At 57.6% G+C, this 20,958-nt stretch carries 19 protein-coding genes; 17 read left to right on the top strand and 2 right to left on the bottom strand.

Features of this window, described 5'->3' with window-relative positions:
• Positions 1–2 precede the first annotated feature (2 nt).
• The 11 genes from Q0677_RS13030 (at position 3) to Q0677_RS12980 (ending at position 13,226) form a co-directional block, all read left to right on the top strand.
• Positions 3–1,634, top strand: coding sequence for a putative ABC exporter domain-containing protein (locus tag Q0677_RS13030; protein ID WP_298910514.1), 1,632 nt, complete (start codon positions 3–5; stop codon positions 1,632–1,634).
• Between the two features lie 267 nt (positions 1,635–1,901).
• The gene (locus tag Q0677_RS13025) at positions 1,902–2,432 is read left to right on the top strand and encodes a hypothetical protein (RefSeq protein WP_298910512.1); all 531 of its coding nucleotides are present in this window, start codon (positions 1,902–1,904) and stop codon (positions 2,430–2,432) included.
• A 70-nt stretch (positions 2,433–2,502) separates the two neighbouring features.
• Entirely contained in the window at positions 2,503–2,739 is a 237-nt protein-coding gene (locus Q0677_RS13020) for a hypothetical protein (RefSeq protein ID WP_298910510.1), read from the top strand.
• Between the two features lie 89 nt (positions 2,740–2,828).
• The gene (locus Q0677_RS13015) at positions 2,829–3,452 is read left to right on the top strand and encodes a cupin domain-containing protein (protein WP_298910508.1); all 624 of its coding nucleotides are present in this window, start codon (positions 2,829–2,831) and stop codon (positions 3,450–3,452) included.
• Between the two features lie 28 nt (positions 3,453–3,480).
• Complete coding sequence (locus Q0677_RS13010) at positions 3,481–5,445, top strand: FAD-dependent oxidoreductase (protein WP_298910507.1); 1,965 nt, start codon at positions 3,481–3,483, stop codon at positions 5,443–5,445.
• 621 nt (positions 5,446–6,066) lie between these two features.
• Complete coding sequence (locus tag Q0677_RS13005) at positions 6,067–7,647, top strand: ABC transporter substrate-binding protein (RefSeq protein WP_298910505.1); 1,581 nt, start codon at positions 6,067–6,069, stop codon at positions 7,645–7,647.
• Positions 7,648–7,778: 131 nt separating this feature from the next.
• Positions 7,779–8,750, top strand: a complete 972-nt coding sequence (locus Q0677_RS13000) for an ABC transporter permease (protein WP_298910503.1) — start codon at positions 7,779–7,781, stop codon at positions 8,748–8,750.
• Between the two features lie 53 nt (positions 8,751–8,803).
• Complete coding sequence (locus tag Q0677_RS12995; RefSeq protein WP_298910501.1) at positions 8,804–9,709, top strand: ABC transporter permease; 906 nt, start codon at positions 8,804–8,806, stop codon at positions 9,707–9,709.
• Complete coding sequence (locus tag Q0677_RS12990; protein WP_298910498.1) at positions 9,706–11,397, top strand: ABC transporter ATP-binding protein; 1,692 nt, start codon at positions 9,706–9,708, stop codon at positions 11,395–11,397. Before Q0677_RS12995 ends, Q0677_RS12990 begins: the two co-directional genes overlap by 4 nt.
• A 76-nt stretch (positions 11,398–11,473) precedes the next feature.
• Positions 11,474–12,073 (top strand): XRE family transcriptional regulator, encoded by a 600-nt coding sequence (locus Q0677_RS12985; protein ID WP_298910496.1) that lies wholly within the window; start codon positions 11,474–11,476, stop codon positions 12,071–12,073.
• Positions 12,074–12,110: 37 nt separating this feature from the next.
• Entirely contained in the window at positions 12,111–13,226 is a 1,116-nt protein-coding gene (locus Q0677_RS12980; protein ID WP_298910493.1) for a M24 family metallopeptidase, read from the top strand.
• A 95-nt stretch (positions 13,227–13,321) separates the two neighbouring features.
• Here the strand turns inward: Q0677_RS12980 and Q0677_RS12975 are convergent, their stop codons facing one another.
• Both Q0677_RS12975 and Q0677_RS12970 read right to left on the bottom strand, forming a co-directional pair.
• Complete coding sequence (locus tag Q0677_RS12975; protein ID WP_298910490.1) at positions 13,322–14,005, bottom strand: IS6 family transposase; 684 nt, start codon at positions 14,003–14,005, stop codon at positions 13,322–13,324.
• A 186-nt stretch (positions 14,006–14,191) separates the two neighbouring features.
• On the bottom strand, positions 14,192–15,112 hold the full coding sequence (locus Q0677_RS12970; RefSeq protein ID WP_298910488.1) for a LysR family transcriptional regulator: 921 nt from the start codon (positions 15,110–15,112) through the stop codon (positions 14,192–14,194).
• 169 nt (positions 15,113–15,281) lie between these two features.
• Here Q0677_RS12970 and Q0677_RS12965 point away from each other — a divergent pair, with 169 nt between their 5' ends.
• The 6 genes from Q0677_RS12965 (at position 15,282) to Q0677_RS12940 (ending at position 20,704) form a co-directional block, all read left to right on the top strand.
• Entirely contained in the window at positions 15,282–16,295 is a 1,014-nt protein-coding gene (locus Q0677_RS12965; protein WP_282181155.1) for a TRAP transporter substrate-binding protein, read from the top strand.
• A 75-nt stretch (positions 16,296–16,370) separates the two neighbouring features.
• Positions 16,371–16,919: a TRAP transporter small permease gene (locus Q0677_RS12960; protein ID WP_282181154.1), complete on the top strand. Its 549-nt coding sequence runs from the start codon at positions 16,371–16,373 to the stop codon at positions 16,917–16,919.
• A 23-nt stretch (positions 16,920–16,942) separates the two neighbouring features.
• Positions 16,943–18,283: a TRAP transporter large permease gene (locus tag Q0677_RS12955; protein ID WP_298910483.1), complete on the top strand. Its 1,341-nt coding sequence runs from the start codon at positions 16,943–16,945 to the stop codon at positions 18,281–18,283.
• A gap of 15 nt (positions 18,284–18,298) precedes the next feature.
• Positions 18,299–18,808 (top strand): universal stress protein, encoded by a 510-nt coding sequence (locus tag Q0677_RS12950; RefSeq protein ID WP_298910481.1) that lies wholly within the window; start codon positions 18,299–18,301, stop codon positions 18,806–18,808.
• A gap of 12 nt (positions 18,809–18,820) precedes the next feature.
• Entirely contained in the window at positions 18,821–19,207 is a 387-nt protein-coding gene (locus tag Q0677_RS12945; protein WP_298910479.1) for a nuclear transport factor 2 family protein, read from the top strand.
• A gap of 90 nt (positions 19,208–19,297) precedes the next feature.
• On the top strand, positions 19,298–20,704 hold the full coding sequence (locus Q0677_RS12940) for an FAD-binding oxidoreductase (protein ID WP_298910477.1): 1,407 nt from the start codon (positions 19,298–19,300) through the stop codon (positions 20,702–20,704).
• Positions 20,705–20,958 lie beyond the last annotated feature (254 nt).

The raw sequence follows: 20,958 nt of genomic DNA, 5'->3' as shown, positions 1-20,958 counted from the left end.
CTATGGATCAAGCGCTTTTTCGTCTTCTTATGTTGCGATTGCGCGGCGGTTTTCGCCAGCGCCTAATCCAATTGACAAGCTTGCGTGGCCTGCTTTTCTTTCTTGCTTTTGTCGGGATCATTTGGCTGCTCGTCGCGACCAACAGCTCCTCGTCGGACATGGTGTCGATGTCTGACGCGGCCCTGAATCGGCAAGCTTTAAGCGCGCAGATCAGTACCTTCATGCCGATCAGCATGCTTGCGATGTCGCTGCTCACAGTCGCACTGACGACGGGGCCGACATTTCATTTTTCGCCGGCCGAGATCAATTTTCTTTTTACCGGGCCGTTCCGTCGCCGCGACCTGATCATCTACAAATTTGGCGCCTACGTTGCCGGGGCCACCTTAAGCAGTGCGCTCATCGCCGTTTTTGCGCAGGGGCAAACAGGCTCGGCCCTGTCTGCTTTCTTCGCGTCGCTTCTGACGATCACATTCGTTCAGTTGAACAGCGCCGTCATCGTTATGACCTCTCAGACGCTGGAAGGCAGCAGGCTCGCGCGGATACGATATCCCGTCATTGCGCTGCTTATCACAGCTGCAGCCGCCAGCATAGTTTACGCATGGATGGCGCCCGATCGTAGCCTCTTTGATCTATTATCCGCGTTTCGGTATTCGTGGACCGGCACCATCATCCTGATCCCCTACATTGTGTTTGCCGAACTCTTCGTGTCGTCATCCTTGTCACAACTGGCCTTTTGGGGCTGTATTGCGCTTCTCATCAACACTGCTCTGCTGCGCGCGGCAATCGTGCTTGACGCCCGCACGACCGACCGCGCCCTCAGCGATAACGCCCGCGAGAGCAGCCGATGGGAGCGCGTTAAGCAAGGGGGATCCTACTGGGCCACACAACGCGCCGAGGTGCGCTCATTCCGTTTCTCGCCGGCTTGGGGGGGCTTGGGCCCCATTGCTTGGCGACAGGCGTTGAACGTTGCCCGCAACTCTTTGAAGGTCGTCGCCGTGTTCACTGGCATCGCCGCCTGCGCCGGGCCGCTTATTGCGGCGGTCGGTATACCCCTATCGGACCCGCGCGTTTTGACAGTTATTTACACCTTTTTCGGGTTCATCCTGCCGCGCACACTGGTTTGCGATTTTCGCGGCGACCTGAGCAGGATGGAAATCTACAAGACCCTGCCCATCGCCCCGTGGCGCATCTGCGCAGGCCAGCTCGTGGTTCAGGTGCTTGTGACCTATGTTGTCGTATTGTCCCTGATCGTCAGCATCACCGTCTTTGAAAAGGGTTTCGTCACATCCGGTGCACTGGTCTTTGCAGCTTTTGCGCTCCCGCTGACTGTGCTCATCTACACAATCGAGAACACGATACATCTTCTATTTCCGAAAAAACTCGTTCCGATGGGGCGGGCGGACTTCGAATTTCTTGGTCGTTCCCTTGTCGAGTTCATTGCGAAGACGATTGTCATTTTGGTCGCCGTTGCAGCATCGGCTGCCGTAGGTTTTGCCACGTTCACAACGTTTAGAACCTCTTTGGTCCTGCCAGCCTTGGCCAGTTGGATTACCTTGGCCTTGATCGTGCTTCTGACGTTGGTCCTGATGCAAAATGCTTTCCGCCGGTTCGCAGTGGCAGAGACCGTCGACTAGGGCCAAGAATTCAGAACCCCGCCTGAGGCGACTGGCAAACTTTGGGCCCGGATGCGTTGAAATAGATCTGTCCAGAGTTGCCGCCACCCCTAGTTCCGCTCAAAGTTCAACATCCTTCCGATGACTGAGGCCGGAATGGTCATTTTCAATACCTCCCGCGCAGCGACACGTTCCTCGCTCCGCAACAAGTTTACGACTTCGCGTTCGGCCCATTCCGGTCATTCGTGATGATTGTAGCGAAAAGCAGAATTCAGCCCATTTCGACGAATGCTGCTCTTTGCCTTAAGATCCGCGGGCTACATGGTGGACGCCTTGGCTGGCAACCCGCTGGTCCAACGCCTTGGTCTGGTGGCCCCGTGGCTGCAAAATGAAGAGGGCGTTGCGGGTCTGATCAGCGTCTCGCAGGCCGCTGAAGCCAAAGGTGGCGAGGTCATCCCCGCAGCTGGTCCCGAAGGTGCCGAGGGCGTGCTGATGCCGATCGGCGGCTACTATTTCGAAGCCGACCGCGGTGCGATCCCGGAATATGACGACAAGTGGAACAACGCAGGCTGGGAAAGCTGGCTGACCTATCACCCCGCCGACAAACCGCAGCGTTTGGACAAGCCGCTGGCCATCGTGCACTCGGAAAGCGCCGCCATCCCGCAAGGTGTGCAGACCTTCCTGACAGGCTTTGCGGGCGAGGCTACCGCACAGTGGCTGGAAGACGTGACGCAGTTCGACTTCTACGACAATCCAAAGGACTTGACCCGCGCCGCCGACACCGTGGTCGATCACTTCCGCATCGGCCTTGATGGCTAAACCGCACTGGTAGATGCCGGGCCTTCACCCCCGGCATCCCCGAGGTAAACCATATCGAAAGGGAAGACCCATGTTTAGAACGGTCCTTCTGGCAGGGCTTGTGGCCCTCGCCACCCCGGCCTTCGCCGACGACCTGCCTACCGCCAACGATTGCTATCAAACCGCGACCAACGCACAGGATATCGATGCGTATATGGCTTGTTTCACCGATGACGCTGTCGTGATCGACGTCAGCCTCGAATCCGTCGGCCAAGACGCCACCCCGCAATCCGCCAACTGCTCGTCTGTCCGAAAGGTGAATTACTGACAGCATGGGTCGCGCAAAAAGTTTCCATTGACTGTATTTATAATAGTAAAATAATATATCCTATTTTTTACAGCTCACGAGATGTCTGAATGCCCAATCACTATGACGGAACGGTGATCTCTGCCCCACTGGATATCGAGACCGTGGAGACCTCTCGTTTCGATCCGCATTTGGGAGAGGAAATAAGAGCGCTGCGCAAGGCGAAACGGATGACCCTTGGCCAGTTGGGACAGGCGACCGGCCTTTCAAACGGCTTCATTAGCCAGATAGAACGAGGCCAGAACAGGCCCTCGGTAACCGCGCTGTTCAAGATCAGCCGCGCTCTGGGTGTTTCCATCGGATGGTTCTTCCCGACCTCAAACACCGTGGATGCATCGAGAGACGCACATGTCGTGCGGCGCGAAGAACGACGTTCCATCGAGTATGATGATGGCATTCGTGACGAACTGCTAACACCGGGATTAGGCGGACAGCTCGAACTTTTGTCCTGCCGGTTCCCCCCTGGAAGCGGTGTTGAAAACGAATACTCCCATGAAGGCGACGAGGCCGGCGTGGTGATCCGAGGCGCGTTGGATCTTTGGGTGGGCAAGAAATTGTATCACCTGAAGGAAGGCGACAGCTTTGCCTTCGACAGCGCAACCCCGCACCGTTACCGGAATCCGACGCAGGACGAGACCGTGGTGATCTGGGTGATCACCCCGCCCAATTTCTGACCCGACGACCCAGCCAGGACATGCCGTTATGAATCAAGCAAACTTCCCGAACCTGTTCTCGCCGATCGCCCTTGGCAACTTGACCTTGCGCAATCGGATCGTGTCCACCGGCCATGAAACCCATCTAAACGAGGGTGGCCGCATCGGTGATCGCATGATCGCCTATCACGAGGCCCGTGCGCGCGGTGGTGCGGGGCTTATCATGACCGAGGTGGCCCTGGTGCATTCCAGCGCCGTCTTCGTGGCTGACCCGATCCGGGTGGATACGGACGACTGCATCCCCGGCTACACCCGCCTGGCCGAGGTGATCCATAGCCATGGAACTGGACTGATTGCCCAATTATTCCATCCGGGGCGCGAGATGCTGGCCTCGGAAGACGGCACAACGCCAGTGTCCTACAGCGCCTCCCCAACCCCCAATGAGCGGTTCCACGTGATGCCCCGCCCGATGACGCCCGAAATGGTGGCCGAGGTCATCGCCGCCCATGGCGATGCGGCAGCGCGGATGGCCAAGGCCGGGCTAGACGGGGTCGAGATCGTCGCCTCGCACGGCTATCTTCCAGCCCAATTCCTGAACCCGCAAGTCAATCAGCGTGAGGATGAGTATGGCGGCTCGCTGGACAACCGTACGCGGCTTATTCGGGATATTGCAGCGGATATCCGGGCCAAGACCGGCCCCGATTTCGTGATCGGCTTGCGCCTGTCGGGCAACGAGCTGAGCCATGAGGGGATGGATCAAAGCGAGATGTTAGAGGCTTGCGCGCGGATTGCAGCGGATGAGGTTCTTGATTATTTCAGCGTGGTGGCGGGATCCTCGGCAACCTTAGCCGGATCCGTCCACATCGCGCCGCCCATGTTCGAAGAGGTCGGCTATACCGCGCCGCTGGGTCAGGCCATCCGTGAGCGCACCGGGATAACGACCATCGTCACCGGGCGCATCAACCAACCACAGGATGCTGAGCGCATCGTCGCTTCGGGACAGGCAGATTTGTGCGGCATGACCCGCGCGATGATCTGTGATCCCGAGATGGGCGAGAAGGCACGCGCAGGCCGCATCGACGACATTCGGGCCTGTATCGGCTGCAATCAGGCCTGTATCGGGCATTTCCACGACGGGTATCCGATCTCGTGCATTCAGAACCCCGTAAGTGGCCGCGAGTTGCAGTACGGCACGTTCCCACCCGCGCCCGCAAAGCGGCGGATCATGGTCATTGGCGGCGGTCCGGGCGGCATGAAGGCGGCAGCAGTTGCGGCCGCACGCGGTCACGAGGTCGCCCTATTTGAGCGCGACCCGCAGCTGGGCGGGCAAGCGCGCCTTGCTCAGATGCTGCCGCATCGGGCCGAGTTCGGCGGCATCATCACAAACCTCACCCGCGAGATGGAACTGGCCGGGGTCGATATTCGCAAGGGGGCCGAGGTCGATGCGGACAGCATCGCCGATTTCGCCCCGAACGCCGTGATCGTCGCCACCGGCGCCACGCCGCGTTGGCCTGACTTCGAAGGTCGCGACGAAGCACATGTCGTCGATGCCTGGCAGGTGCTGCAGGGACAGGTGAATGTTGGAAAATCAGTCGTCGTGGCCGACTGGCGGGCCGACTGGATCGGGATCGGGATCGCCGAACTGCTGGCGCAGAATGGGCATTCCGTGAAGCTTGCGGTCAACGGCTATATGCCCGGTCAGACAATCCAGATGTATGTGCGCGATGCCAGCATCGGTCGCTTGCACGGGCTTGGCGTCGAGATGCTGCCCTACTCGCGCCTGTTCGGCGCGGACGAGGACAGCGTTTACCTACAACACATCATGAGCAACGAGGCCGTGATCTGCGAAGATGTCGACACGCTGGTTCTGTGTCAGGGTCACACGCCCTCGAATGCTGTCGAAGATATGGTTCGCGAAATGGGTCTGGAACACCATCTGGTCGGGGATTGCATCGCGCCGCGCACTGCAGAAGAAGCCGTCCTTGAAGGATTGCGCGCAGGCATTGCCGTATAGCCCATAAATCAGGAGTGCGTGTGCCTTCAGATCAATGCTAACCAGTCTCAGCTAGCCCTACATCACTGCCCTTTATCACACGCAGGGACGCCGCCCTTGGGCGGGCTCAAAGTTAAAACGTACAAGCTATCTGGGTAATTTGTGCGCTCGCTAATCGTGGCGTGAAAGTGCAGTGCGCGTAGCGGATATCTCGCCCCGAAGTACGAATGCCCCATTCGGTCCGCAGTAAAGGCGTGTAGAGCGTCAGTGATACGCAGATCAATGTTAAATCTCGGATCCACAAATCAGAAGTCGGTACCCTCGTCTGGTTCGACGACCAGCCAATCGTGCGCGCCTTCTTTCACGCAGGCCAGCTACTTCTGGTAGTGGCGTTTTGCGCTGACAAAAATTATTATTGTGCACGCTAACATTTTTTCCTAGTGTCCCTGCAGTGCGACGCCGGACGATGGCGGAGCGACACCTGCAAGTCTGCAAGAAATGCGGCAAACACTTAGACGGGGCGAACCTTGTTCAACAAACAACTACCCCTCGAACTCAAAGAGTGCTTCTTTGTCGAATTTTGTGGTCAAAACAAACAAATACAACAGCTTGCAGACAACCCTTACTGACAGCGAGGTCATTATGAAAAAATCTTCAGCAATCCTGGCGGTTGCGGCGCTTGTATCTTCAACCGCCATGGTCAACGCCGAAACCCTGAAATGGGCACGGGCGGGCGACGCTCTGACGTTGGATCCGCATTCGCAGAACGAAGGCCCCAGCCATACCATGCGTCACCAGATGTATGAGCCGCTGATCATTCGTGACACCAGCGGTGCGTTCGTGCCGACACTGGCAACCGACTGGGCCCCCAGCGCTGACAATCCCAACGTTTGGGTGTTCAACCTGCGTAAAGGCGTAAAGTTCCACGATGGTGCGGACTTCACCGCAGAAGACGTGGTGTTCAGCTTCGAGCGTGCGAAGCAGCCGAACTCGGATATGAAAGAGCTGATTGGCTCGATCACCGCCGTGCGCGCTGTTGACGACCACACGGTCGAGATCGAGACCGACGGCCCGAACCCGATCCTGCCGTCGAACTTGACCAATCTGTTCATGATGGACAAGGGCTGGACCGAGGCGAACAACACCGTCAACGTGCAGGACTTCGAAGGTGGCGAGATCACCTATGCCACCACCAATGTGAACGGCACCGGCGCTTACAAACTGGTCAGCCGCGAGCCTGACGTGAAAACCGTCATGGTGCGCAACGAAGAGTACTGGGGCCGCAACGACTTCCCGATGGAAGTCAGCGAGATCATCTATACTCCGATCCAGAACGCCGCGACCCGCGTTGCAGCCCTTCTGTCGGGTGAAGTGAACTTCCTGCAGGACATGCCGGTACAGGATTTGGCCCGTGTGGACAGCGCCGATGGTCTGATGGTCAAGCAGGCGCCGCAGAACCGCGTGATCTTCTTTGGTATGAACCAAGGTGCGGATGACATCGAAGCCGACAACGTCGAAGGCAAGAACCCGCTGGCAGACGTGCGCGTACGCAAGGCGATGTCGATGGCAATCAACCGCGACGCTATCCGTCAGGTTGTTATGCGTGGTCAATCGCAGCCTGCGGGCATGATCGCACCGCCCTTCGTGAACGGCTGGACGGCTGAAATGGACGGTGAAAGCTCGACCGATCTGGAAGCCGCCAAGGCACTGATGGCCGAAGCTGGCTATGGCGACGGTTTCTCGATCCGTCTGGACTGCCCGAACGACCGTTACATCAACGATGAAGCGATCTGTCAGGCAGCAGTTGGCATGCTGGGTCAGATCGGCATCACGGTGAACCTGGACGCCATTCCGAAGGCACAGCACTTCCCGAAGATCACCGACGGCAAGACCGACTTCTACATGCTGGGCTGGGGTGTTCCGACCTACGATTCCGAATACATCTTCAACTTCCTGGTTCACGGTCGTGAAAGCGATATCGGCACCTGGAACGGTACCGGCTTCAACAACGCGGACCTGAACGCCACGATCAAGTCGCTGGCCTCGAACACCGATCTGGACGCCCGTAACGCGGACATCGCCAGCATCTGGCGCGTGGTTCAGGACGAACAACTGTATATCCCGATCCACCACCAGGTGCTGAACTGGGGTATGGCCGACAACGTTGGCATCGAGGTTGATCCCGAAGATCAGCCCCGCGTCAAGTTCTTCACCATGAAGTAAGGGATCTGGGCCGCCCCCTGATGCGGGCGGCCCATTTCTGCCGGGCAGGGACCCCTTGCCCCGGCATCCTTTCGTGACCCGTCAAGTCAACGCGCAACGCTTGCGCGTGCTGGCACAAGAAAGCCTCTGCGATGCTGCCATTCATCTTAAAACGCGTGTTCCAGTCTATTCTGGTTCTGGTCATCACCGGCGCAATTGCGTTTTCCATGTTCACCTTCGTGGGTGACCCGATTGACAACATGCTGGGTCAGGAACGCACGATGGAAGACGTCGAACGTCTTCGCGCGCAACTTGGCCTCGATAAGCCGATTCCCGTGCAGTATTTCAAATTCCTGAACGAAGCGGCCCAGGGCAACTTTGGCGTCAGCTATCGTCAGGGCCGCGAAGTGTCCGAGATCATCATGGAGCGCGCACCCGCCACGCTTGAGCTTGCCGCTTTGTCCGCAATTTTCGCCGTTGTGATGGGGATTGCGCTGGGTGTGTTCACCGCCATTCGCCGCGACGGCTTCGCCGCCCATTTCATCATGTCTGCCTCGCTGATCGGGGTGTCCCTGCCGACCTTCCTGATCGGGATCCTGCTGATCTATCTGTTCTCGGTTGAGCTTGGCTGGTTGCCCAGCTTCGGCCGCGGTGAGGTGGTCGAGATCGGTGGATGGACCACCGGCTTCCTGACAGAATCCGGACGTAAGGCGCTGATTTTGCCCGCGATTACGTTGGGGCTGTATCAAATGACGCTGATCATGCGTCTGGTACGCTCGGAAATGCTCGAGGTGCTGCGCCAAGACTATATCCGCTTTGCCCGCGCACGCGGTCTGAGCGAGCGCGTGATCAACTTCCGCCATGCGCTGAAGAACACGATGGTTCCGGTTATCACCGTTATCGGTCTGCAATTGGGCGCGATCATCGCCTTTGCGATCATCACCGAGACCGTCTTTCAGTGGCCCGGCCTTGGGCTTCTGTTCATCAATGCAATCCAGTTCGTCGATATTCCGGTCATGGCCGCATATCTGATGATGATTTCGGTGATGTTCGTCGTGATCAACCTGCTGGTTGATATCCTCTATGCCTTCATCGATCCACGTCTAAGGGTGAGTGCCAAGTGACCGATCAACCCATCTCTCCGCAAAATGAGGCGCCCTCTGCGACGTCATCCCGGATGCGTCGTATGCTAGACAGCGACTTCTATTATGCCTTCCGTCACTCGCCTGTTGCGATCGTGTCGGCTATCGTGTCGATCGTGCTGATCCTGTCAGCCGTGTTCGCACCGTTTATTGCCCCCTATAACCCGTTTGATCCCACATCGTTGAACCTGATGAACGGGTTCACACCTCCGACAGAGCCCAACGCCTTTACCGGCGAGACCTTCCTGATGGGCACCGATGACCAAGGGCGGGACGTGTTCTCGACCATCCTTTACGGCATGCGGATTTCGCTGTTCGTCGGCTTTGCCGCAGTGCTGTTCGCGGTGGTTCTGGGGATCCTTCTGGGTCTTCTGGCTGGATATTTCGGCGGCTGGGTCGACAGTTTCATCATGCGGGCCGCTGACGTGCAGCTGACCTTCCCGTCGATCCTTGTTGCGATGCTGATCTTCGGTATTGCCAAGGGGATCACCCCGGTGGAACACCGCGACCAGATGGCGATCTGGGTGCTGATCCTTGCCATTGGTCTAAGTGACTGGGTGCAGTTTGCGCGCGTCGTGCGCGGGGCCACGCTGGTGGAAAAGAACAAGGATTACGTGTCTGCTGCGCGCCTGATCGGACGCCGCCCGTCCGCCATCATGCTGCGCCATATCCTGCCCAACATCCTGTCACCGGTATTGGTGATTGCTACCATCTCACTCGCGCTGGCGATCATTGCCGAGGCAACACTGAGTTTCCTTGGGGTAGGTGCACCGCCCACGCAACCCTCGCTGGGCACACTGATCCGCATCGGCCAAGGCTATTTGTTCTCGGGCGAGTGGTGGATCCTGTTCTTCCCGGCCTGCACCCTTCTGGCGCTTGCGTTGAGTGTAAACATGCTGGGCGACTGGCTGCGTGATGTATTGAACCCGAGGCTGAAATGACCGAACCCGTACTCTCCATCCGCAACCTGACGGTTGAAATCCCCACCCGCCGCGGGCTGTTCAAACCCGTTCAGAATGTCAGCTATGACATCTACCCCGGCGAAATTCGCGGTGTGGTCGGCGAAAGTGGTGCTGGCAAGTCGATGACGGGCAATGCTGTCATCGGTCTGCTCGATGATCCAGCACGCGTGGCGTCTGGCGAGATCTGGTTGAAGGGACGTCGCATCGACAACTTGAGCCGCGAGGAAAAGCGCGCCATTCGTGGACGCGAGATCGGCATGATCTTTCAGGATCCCCTGACCTCGCTGAACCCGCTGTTTACCATCGGCGAACAGCTGGTCGAAACCATTCAACTGCATCTCAAGGTCTCGGCTACCGAGGCCAAGGAACGTGCGCTTGCCCTGTTGGATCGGGTGTCGATCCCGGATCCAAAGACGCGCTTTGACCAGTATCCGCACCAGTTCTCGGGCGGGATGCGTCAGCGGGTCGTGATCGCGCTTGCCCTGTGCTCGGAACCATCGGTCATCGTGGCGGACGAGCCAACGACGGCGCTGGATGTGTCCATTCAGGCGCAGGTTCTGGACCTGATCAAGGAACTGGCCTCTGAGACGCAGGTGGGCGTGATCCTTGTGACGCACGACATGGGCGTCATTGCCGACACGACCGAGCAGGTCACCGTCATGTATTCCGGTGAAGTCGTAGAAAACGGCCCGACCGACAAGGTGCTGAGTGCGCCCGAGCACGAGTATACCAAGTCGCTGATCTCGGCCGTGCCGCGTCCTCAGGTCAAGCTGCATCGCTTCCCGCAGGTCAGTTATGGCGGTCGCGAAACCACCTTCAAGATCGAAGACCTTGCCCGCAACTGGCACAAGCCAGAGCCGTCCAAGTCCGGCAAGCTGGTCGAGGTCAACGGCATCACCAAGAAGTTCCTTGAAAAGTCCGCCATTCTGCCGTCGCGACGCACGTATTTCACCGCCGTGGATAACGTGTCCTTCGACATCAAGGATGGCGAGGTATTCGGTCTTGTTGGGGAAAGCGGATCGGGAAAATCCACGGTCGCGCGCATGATCGGTACGCTGTTGCCGGTTGACGGTGGCCACGTCAAATTCGACGGCGATGATGTGACCGAGATGTCGGCGCAAGGCATTGCGAACTATCGCAAGCAGATCCAGATGATCTTTCAGGATCCGTTTTCCAGTCTGAACCCGCGCATGAAAGTGGAAAGCATCGTGGCCGAGCCGCTGTTGCATCACAAGATCTTGCCACCTGATCAGATCACTGGGCGCGTGCATGAGCTATTGGACCGTGTCGGCCTGACGCGCGCGGCGGCCACCAAGTACCCGCACGAGTTTTCCGGCGGGCAGCGGCAGCGCATCTCGATCGCGCGGGCCTTGGCAACGCAGCCGCGTTTCCTGATCTGCGATGAACCTACCAGCGCGTTGGACGTGTCCATTCAAGCGCAGATCCTGAACATCCTGAAGGATCTACAAGAGCATCTGGGCCTGACCATGCTGTTCATCAGCCACGACCTTCCGGTTGTGCGCCAGATGTGCGACCGCGTGGGCGTGATGAAGCAGGGTCAGCTGATCGAGGTGCAGGACACTGAAACGCTGTTTGCCAAACCCGAGCAGGAATATACCGCCCAATTGCTCGATCTTATGCCCCGATTGGCACAGTTGTCGGGCTGACGGGTGCGGTGCTCTTGCATACCCCCGGCCTTCTGCGTAGGCCTTGGCTTTACCAAGCGTAAAGGGGGGTAGCGTTTTGGCGTCAGATCAACTCGAACGGGCCAAGCTGGGCAACTTGATCCGCAAGTGCCGTAAGAAGCGCATGCTGACCCTGAAAGAGCTGTGCGACAAGGCCGGTCTGTCGGTTGGGTATCTGTCGCAGGTCGAACGGGGCAATGCGACGCCGTCGCTTGGGACCTTAGCCCAGATTGCACGCGCACTTGATCTGGGGCTGGATTACTTCGTGACCCGCCCCAAGCCGGGGGACGCGGTGTCCTATGCCGAACAGCGGCGCAAGTTTTCGATCTCGGAAAGCAGCGTGACGTACGAGGCGCTGAGCGCAGATTTCCCGGGCCATGAACTGTCCGCCTTCATCATGCATTGCCCTCCGGGCTTTCAGTCCGAGACATTCCAGCATGAGGGCGAGGAATTCATCTATGTCCTCAGCGGATCGATCGAACAAAGCCTGGATGGCGAGGCCTTCACCCTGAACGAAGGCGACAGCCTGCATTACAACGGTATGACGCCGCATTCGTGGAAGACTTTGGGCGACGCTCCTGCCCGCATGCTGTGGACCGGAACATTGGTTGTCTTGCAAGGCGAGCAAAAAAGCCGATTGCCGGGGCATCGCAGCTGATCCCACCCGCGATAGAGCACCACCGAGGAGAGGTTCTATGTCTGATTTGGTAGCAAACAGGTTAGCGCGACTTCGCGACCGCATGACCGACACCAACACGGATCTGGTTGCTCTTGGGCCGGGCAGTCATATGCAATGGCTTCTGGGATTGAACCCGCATGGGGATGAGCGCCCGGTTATGGCGATTGTCACGCCTGACCACATTGGCGTGCTGATGCCCCTGTTGAACGCCGAAGCTTCGCGCGCGCAATGTGCGGATGTGCCGTTTTATGAATGGAGCGACGCGGATGGTCCACAGGGGGCTCTGACACAGCTTTTGACCGATGCAAACGCGCTGCGCCCCGGCCTGAATATCGTGCTGGACGAGATGATGCGCACGGATTTCTCGTTCCTGCTTCTGGACCAGCTCGACGCGCCTACGCACCGTTTCACGCTGGACACGGTTGGTTTCCTGCGCGCCGAGAAAGACGCCCAAGAACGTGAGCTGTTGCGCGACAGCGCCCTATTGAATGATGCTGCTTTTGAGCTCGCATTTAGCGCCCTGCGCACGGGCATGACCGAACGTGACGTGCGCGATATCATTGTTGATCACTACAAGGCAAACGGGGCGCAGGCGGCTTTTTGCATTGTCGCATTTGGCAAGAACAGCGCGTATCCGCACCACCATACCAGTTCGGATACCTTGATGCCCGATATGGCGGTGCTGATTGATGCCGGGTGCCGTTTGCGTGGGTATCCGTCGGATATGACCCGCTGTGCCTGGTATGGCGACACGCCGAGTGCTCGGTTCACTCAGATCGCTGACATCGTTGAACGAGCTGTCCAAACCGCGCAATCGGCTGCCCGACCTGGCACCCTGTGCAGTGACGTTGATAAGGCCGCGCGCAAGGTGATCGAGGACGCAGGCCATGGCCCGGAATTTTTGCATCGCACCGGCCACGGTCTGGGCGTAGACGTGCACGAACCGCCATATATCGCCTCGAACTATCCCGAGCCCTTGCGGGTTGGAAACGTGTTCTCGATCGAGCCGGGGATTTACCTGAATGACGAGTTTGGGATCCGGCTAGAAGACGTCGTCTTCCTGCATCAAGACGGTGTCGAGATCCTGTCCGAGATGCCACGCACTGTGCGTCTGTTGCCGGTCAGGAAATAAGATAGTGGTGTCAGACTTTTGTGCCGTCAGACGATTTCTAACTCGTCTCAGCTAGGCAGTGTCACTGTCCTTTAACCAGCGCAGAGACCAAGCCACTATGAGAAAGCGGCGGCTCGGTTAAGCTTGGATCGGTCTTTGTTAGAGAGGCTACGCTCGTGATTGAAATGGTTGAAAACGGAAGAATGGACGGCGACGAACTTTTGCAAACTTCGTATCCGTCGAAAGCGCGTCATCGCTCGTTCTCGTCGTCGGAATGGAAGATGTGAGTTCTCGATCCGGTTGTTCAGATAGCTGCCCGTTACCTGCTTCTCCGCATTATTGATCTGCCGCATCGCGGCCCCGTAGGACCTTAGGCGATAAGTGACGACAAGCTCGGGTTGGCCGTATCGCTTCATCTCTTTCTTCAAGAGTTTAAGGGCTGCGCGCTTATCTCGGCGCTTCGTGACAAAGCTTTCCAGAACTTCCCCTTCATGATCGATAGCCCGCCAGAGGCAGTATCGTTCTCCATTGATCTTCACGAAGACCTCCTCCAAGTGCCACCGCCAACGCGAGAAAGATCGAAGTTGCTGAACTCTCTTTCGCCGGATCTCTGAAGCGAACAACGGCCCAAATCGGTTACACCAATGTCTGACAGTTTCTTGGCTAGTATCGATGCCACATTCGTGCAGCAGGTCCTCCGCTTTACGCAGTAAAAGTGGAAACCGGACATACATCATCACCGCAAGGCGGATAATCTCTGGACTGGTTTTAAAGTAGCGAAAGGGAGAGCGTTTGGACATGGCGGGACGCTAGTTCAGCGCCCTGCCCGCCTCAAGCTGGTTTCCTCTGACATTGCCGAACGCACTGATAGAACGAGATATGATGGCCGTCGGCTGTGTCCAGCGCATTCACATCGGCTATGGTTACTCTCGCATCAGAAAATATCTGTTCAGCAAGACAGCCGATTGACCGGCAAGGTCGGCCGCCTACTTTGCGTGCTGCCGCTCCAGCGTATGCATAAAGAGAGATGTGATCCGGTTGGGATTTGGCCTGCGCCGCGTGACCGCGCAGAAGGTCGTGCGATAGTAAAGCTGGTCGGGTAGAATGGGCCTCATGCTTCCACGTTGTTCGAAAATTCTGGCAAGGTGATCTGGAAGGAAACCAATATAGCGCCCAGACAAGATCAATATGGACAAAGCGTGTTCGCTTTGAACTTTGGCAGACCGACGCAGTCCAAGTTTCTGCCCCACATGCAGGTTGGGTGAGTTCACACTGATGCCCGCATAGTTGGTCCGGCGCACGTCAGCCAATGACAGCCCAGCATCACTGCGTTCGAAAAACTCGTGGTCCCTGCCGCAATATACATACATGTTCTCGCCATAGATCGGCACATAGTTCAGGCTGGGCGAGGGCCGGTGCTGTGCGATGATGCCGATATCCAGCTCTCCGCCGATGACTTTGGTTTCAATGGCGGTCGGCGGTTCGATCGACAGGTCGATTTCTACATTCGGCGCAGCCAAGTTAAACGCCGCGATGGACTTTGCCAGATTCACCTCGGGGTTCGAGGCACACTGATCGAAAAACGCAATGCGGATGGTGCCGACCAGTCTTTTCTTGATTTCATTCACCTCGGCGCGGAAGTCCGAGACGCTGCCCAACAGGCTGTCAGCGGCTTCAAGAACCTTTGCGCCGTCCTCAGTCAGCGCGAATCCGGCTGGCCCCCGATCACACAATCGCAGGTCCAACCGATGTTCCAAGTCGGAAAGATGCTTCGAAATTGTGGATCGACCGATGTTCAACTCGGTCTCGGCAGCCGCCAAACCACCGCTTTCGACCACAGATTTGAAGATCCGCAGCAGCTTGAGATCTGCATCTCCGATATTATTAACAAGTGAATTCCGCGCCATAGCCATGTTCGCAATATGTGAAACTTTGCGCGCACAAGTTTATATTTTTGAAACGTTAATGACAACCTACCCTCTTTGCACCGAGGCGAACGGGATCATTGAAAGCGCATGAGGAGAGCGCGTTCCGAAGTCGCCCGATCATCCAAGATGACAAACCGGGAGGACATCCATGTCATTTTTCAAGAAAGTCTGCACCCTGACCGCAGCCGTATCTGTCACCGCTCTGCTGGCCACTGGTGCAGCCCAGGCCAAAGACTTCAAGATCGCAGTTGGTGATGGCGCAGGCGGCACGCAAGAAGCGCTGGGCAAAGCATTTGTCGCTGCTCTGGAAGAAAACACCGGCGGCAAGCACACCGCATCCCTGTTCCTGAACGGACAACTGGGCTCGGAACAAGACACCGTGAACGACGCTGCGATCGGCACGCTGGATTTCTCGATCCTGGCCATCAACAACGTCACCCCGTTCTCGCCGACCGTTGGCACGCTGACGCTGCCCTACATGATCCTGAGCCTGGAAGATGCTGAAAAGCTGACCCAAGGCCCGGTAGGTCAGGAACTGATCGAAAACACCATTCGTGACGCCGGCGTCCGCATCATCGGCTGGGCCTATTCGGGCTTCCGTGTTCTGACCAACTCGAAGCACCCGGTGACCACCGTGGCCGACCTGTCGGATCTGGTTATCCGGACGCCGAAGAACGAAATCATGATCGCGACCTACCAGTCCTGGGGCGTGAACCCGACCCCGATGGCGTGGTCGGAAACCTTCGCCGGTCTGCAGACCAAAGTTGTTGATGGTCAGGACAACCCCTACATCACCAACTACGCCATGAAGTTTGATGAAGTTCAGAAATACATCACCAACCTTCGCTACCTCTTCTCGATCGAACCGCTGATCGTGTCGGAAGCCGTATTCCAAGACATGTCGGCCGAAGATCAGGCTGCCGTTCTGGCCGCTGGTGAAGCCGCGACCGCGTTCTCGGCACAGTACCTGCGCGACGAAGAAGCCAAGATCAAAGAAGTCCTGCAAGAGCGCGGCATGGAGATCTCGGACCCCGCAGATGGCGAAGCCGAGTTCATCAAGCTGGCGACCGAAGCCGTATGGCCGAAGTTCTACGACTCGGTTGGTGGCATCGAAAAGCTGAACGCAGCCCTCGCCGAAATCGGTCGTGACCCGGTCCAGTAAGCACACCCTGTGTCACTGAAAAAAAGATAACGAGGAAGCGCCACGGCGCTTCTTCGACCACGGGAGGAGACTGCAATGTTCTGGAAATTTCTAGACAACATCGAAAGCATCATTTGCCGCTTTCTGTTGTCGGGCTTTGTCTTACTACTGTTCGTGCAGATCGTATCGCGCGAATTCTTTGGATATTCTTTCAGCTGGATCGAAGAGCTTTCGGTCTACATGTTCGTCTGGTTCGTCTTCTTTGGCGCCAGCTACGCCGCCCTGAAAAGCGCGCATAACCGGGTCACGTTCCAGTTCAAATTCCTACCGGCCCGCTACATCAAGTGGATCGAGGCCTTCGCGGACCTCTTCTGGATCTTCTTCAACGTCTACTTCATCTGGCTGGCCTACGACTTCGTCTTCAACCGCATGAACAAGTTCTGGAAATCCCAGACTTTGGGCATCGAGATGAAGTACATCTACATGGTTCTGCCGGTCGCCTTCACGCTGATGACGATCCGCATCCTTCAGGTGAATTACAAGAAACTCGTCCTTGGTGATGACATCACCGACCCCGACCAGATCGACCTTGATGAGATCAAGGCGAGCACCGGTGGGGCGACGGACGTGGACGAAAGCCGTTAACGGCGGTTCGAAGGGGAAATTCAATGGAAACTCAAATCGTTACACTCCTATTCGGGTCGTTTCTTGGGCTACTTTTGCTGGGCGCTCCGATCACCGTGGCGCTGGGCGTCTCGTCGCTGATCTCGTTCCTGTATCTCGATGAAAACCCGATCAAGTTCGTGCAGATCGCCTTCACCTCGGTCGGGTCCTTCCCGCTGATGGCGCTGCCTGCCTTCATTCTGGCCGGTGCGCTGATGGAAGCGGCTGGCATTTCGAAACGACTGATCAATGTGGCGGAAAGCCTTGCCGGGCCGTTTACCGGCGGCATCTCGGCCGCGACCGTCATGGCCTGTCTGTTTTTCGGGGCGATCTCGGGCTCGGGTCCAGCGACCACCGCTGCCGTGGGCATGCTGATGATCCCCGCGATGATCGAACGCGGCTATGGCCGTGGATACGCATCCGCCATCACCGCATCGTCCGGTGGCCTTGGCATCATCATTCCGCCCTCGATCCCGATGGTCATCTTCGGCATCGCTGCCCTTGGTATGGCACCCCCGCCCGAAGCGGTCGAGAAATTCGGCACCTTCCAGTCGGTCTCGATCTCGAAGCTGTTCATTGCTGGGTTCGTGCCCGCCTTCCTGATCGCCTCAAGCCTTCTGGTCATGAACTATATCATGTCGAAAAAGCGCGGCTTCAAAGGCTCGGCTGAGGGCTGGTCGCCCCGCGGCGTCCTGTGCGAGATGTATCGCGGCTTCTGGTCGCTGATGGCCCCACTGGTGATCCTTGGCGGCATCTATTCCGGCTTCTTCACCCCGACCGAGGCCGCCATCGTCGCGATCTTCTATACCCTTGTCGTGGGCGTGTTCATCTATCGCGAGCTGACCTGGTCGTCGCTGTTCCAGTCGCTGGAAAGCACCACTTGGCTGACCGGTCGTGTGCTGCTGATCCTGTTCACCGCAACGGTGTTTGGCCGCCTGCTGGTGGAAAACAAGATCCCGGCGATCATCGCGGACAACATGCTTAGCTTCACGGACAACCTCTATGTCATCTGGGCGCTGATCATCTTCTTCCTGCTCTTCGTGGGCATGTTCATGGAGACCTTGGCAACCATCCTGATCCTGGTGCCGGTCATGCTGCCGGTGGCCTATTCGGTGGGCATCGACCCGATCCACTTTGGCGTGGTGATGGTGTGTACGTTGGGTATTGGCTTCCAGACACCTCCGTTGGGCGAGAACCTGTTCATCGCATCAGGGATATCCAACATCTCGATCGAAAAGATCTCGATCCGCGCGCTGCCCTTCGCTGCCGTGAACACGATCGCGATCTTCATCATCGCCTTCTTCCCCGAGCTCTCGCTCTGGCTACCGCGCCTCTTTGGCTACTGATGAAAGGATAACGTCATGCAGAAACTGATCACCAATATCCTTTTTGCCACGGACCTGTCGCAAAACTCGCCCCATGCGCTTCGCCACGCTGCGTGTATCGCAAAAGCAACCGGCGCGGAAATTCATGTCCTGCACGTGAATGAGCCGATGTCCGAAGAGGCGCGTGTGGCAATCGAGATGTTCGTTCTGAACGAAGAGACCCGCAAGACGGCTCAGAAACGTCGCCATGACATGGTGAAAACAATTCTGGCCGAACGGCAGGCGCGGTTTTGGGCAAATTTCGAAGGCGAAGATGCCCAGATCCGCGACCTCGTCTCTTCCGTGGAAGTGACCGATGGCCACCCGGCCGAAGTCATCCTGCGCCGCTCGAAGGAAATGGGCTGTGACCTGATTGTCCTAGGCGCGCATGATCACGGGTTCTCGCACACTTTCCTTGGCACAGTGGCCAAGCGGGTGCTGCGCCGATCCCATATCCCGACCCTGATTGTCCCTTATCTGGGCGATCAGGAGCCTCTTAAAGACTGAAAGACCTGACCCATGACCAAGACCCTAACGGCCCAAGATCTGGCCGATACCTTTGACGCGTTCAACCGGCACGATGTTGATGCGGTGATGACCCACTTCGCTGATGATTGCGTGTTCTACACCGTTGCTGGCGATGAGAAATACGGCAACAAGATCGAAGGTGCTGAAGCCATTGCCAATGCGTTCTCGGCCGTATGGGCCGGGATGAAAGACGCGCATTGGGATCACCATTCGCACTTTGTACACGGTGACCGTGCTGTCAGCGAATGGACCTTCTCGGGGACCGATGCCGGCGGCATGCGGATCGAAGCTGAAGGGGCGGACCTGTTCACCCTGCGTGACGGTCAGATCATCGTGAAACAGGCGCTTCGAAAGACGCGCCCCATGTTCAAAGCCTAAGCCCGGAGCGCGAATATCGCCTCTACCATCCGGGCCCTGAAAACGGCCCGGATTTTTCTTTCTTCAACCCCTGTTTCGGGAGTGTCCCTCATGGTTGACCATACCCTTCCCCGTCACTGGCCCAAGTCCAGCTATGACCCGAAATACGACCCGATCATCGACGCGGGTCCCGGCCACAATCGTGACCACGCGCCGACCTATTGGATCGGTACCGCAGGCGAACCGCCCGCAGATGACGGGCCTGTCTCGTCGGATATGGATGTGGATGTCGTCGTTGTCGGCTCGGGCTATACCGGCCTGTCCACGGCGATCCATCTGGCCAAGGAATACGGCATTCAAGCAGTCGTGCTCGAGGCCAACACCGTGTCCTGGGGGTGCTCGACCCGCAATGGCGGTCAGGCGCAGATCTCGTCCGGTCGCCTGAAGCGGTCGCAGTGGATCCAGCGCTGGGGCGTAGATGTCGCCAAGGGCATGCACCGCGAAGTGGCCGAGGCGTTCGAGCTGTTCGAAGACCTGATCGCGCAAGATGACATTAACTGTGATCCGCAGACAGGTGGCCACTACTATATCGCGCACCGTGAAAAGGTGATGCCGAAACTGGCCAAGGAAGCCGCGTTGCTGAACGAAACCTTCGGCTATGGCGCACGCATGATCAGCCGTGAAGAGCTGCACGAAAAGCACGTGAAAGATCAGGAAGCCGCAGGTGCCATGTGGGAGCCCGACGGAACCTGCATCCACGCGGGCAAGCTGGCCTTCGGGTATGCGAAAATGGCCCGTCGTCTAGGTGTGAAGATCCATACCGGTAGCCCGGTCATGGGCTGGGAAACCAAAGGGGACGTACACCACCTGCGCACCCCGGGTGGGATCGTGCGCGCCAAGTCCGTGGCGCTGGCCACGGCGGGCTATACGCCCCCCGGCCTGAACAAGAAAACCAAGCATCGCCTGATGCCGATTCTGTCCAACTCCATGGTCACCCGCCCGCTGACTGAAAGCGAGTTGAAAGAGTGTGGAATTCAGACGAAATCACCTCTGACGGATACCCGTACTCTGCGCCACTATTATCGCCTTCTGCCCGACAACCGGATGCAGATCGGCTCGCGCAGTGCTGTTACGGGGCGCGACGCCGAGAACGACAAGCACCTTACACTTCTCAAAGCCGGACTGGCCCGCAAGTTCCCTGCGCTCGAAGACATCAACCTTGATTACTCGTGGTGGGGATGGGTGGATGTAAGCCACGACATGATGCCCCGTATCTTCCAACCTAACCCGGAAGAAAAAATCTTTTATGCAATGGGTTATGGGGGAAATGGCGTGATGTATTCAGCTCAGGCCGGACGCCGAATGGCCCAGCTGGTTGCGGGCGACAAATCGGACAAGGCGTTCGACCTGCCGATCTTCACGTCGCCCTTGCCTAGCCACGGTTTGCTGACCCCATTCCGCCGCCTGGGGCAGAGATTTGCCTATGTTTGGTACTATCTCAACGACGAGGTTCTGTAATCGGATCGCAACAGCAGGTGTAGGCCATATGGCGTGACCTCACCTGCGTCTCACGCCAATCTGGATATAAATGGAAATCCTTATTGGCCCTACTTTCAGGGGCGTAATTGCCCCCTTAACAGACACAAGAAACACTCATGCTGTCACCTGCTGGCAGCACCTAAGAAAAGGATCAGAACAATGAAGATGACCACGGAAGAAGCGTTTGTAAAAGTGCTTCAGATGCATGGGATTGAGCATGCGTTTGGGATTAT

The sequence above is a fragment of the uncultured Aliiroseovarius sp. genome (assembly GCF_947492455.1).
GTDB lineage: Bacteria > Pseudomonadota > Alphaproteobacteria > Rhodobacterales > Rhodobacteraceae > Aliiroseovarius.
This window is presented reverse-complemented; position numbering and strand designations above follow the sequence as displayed.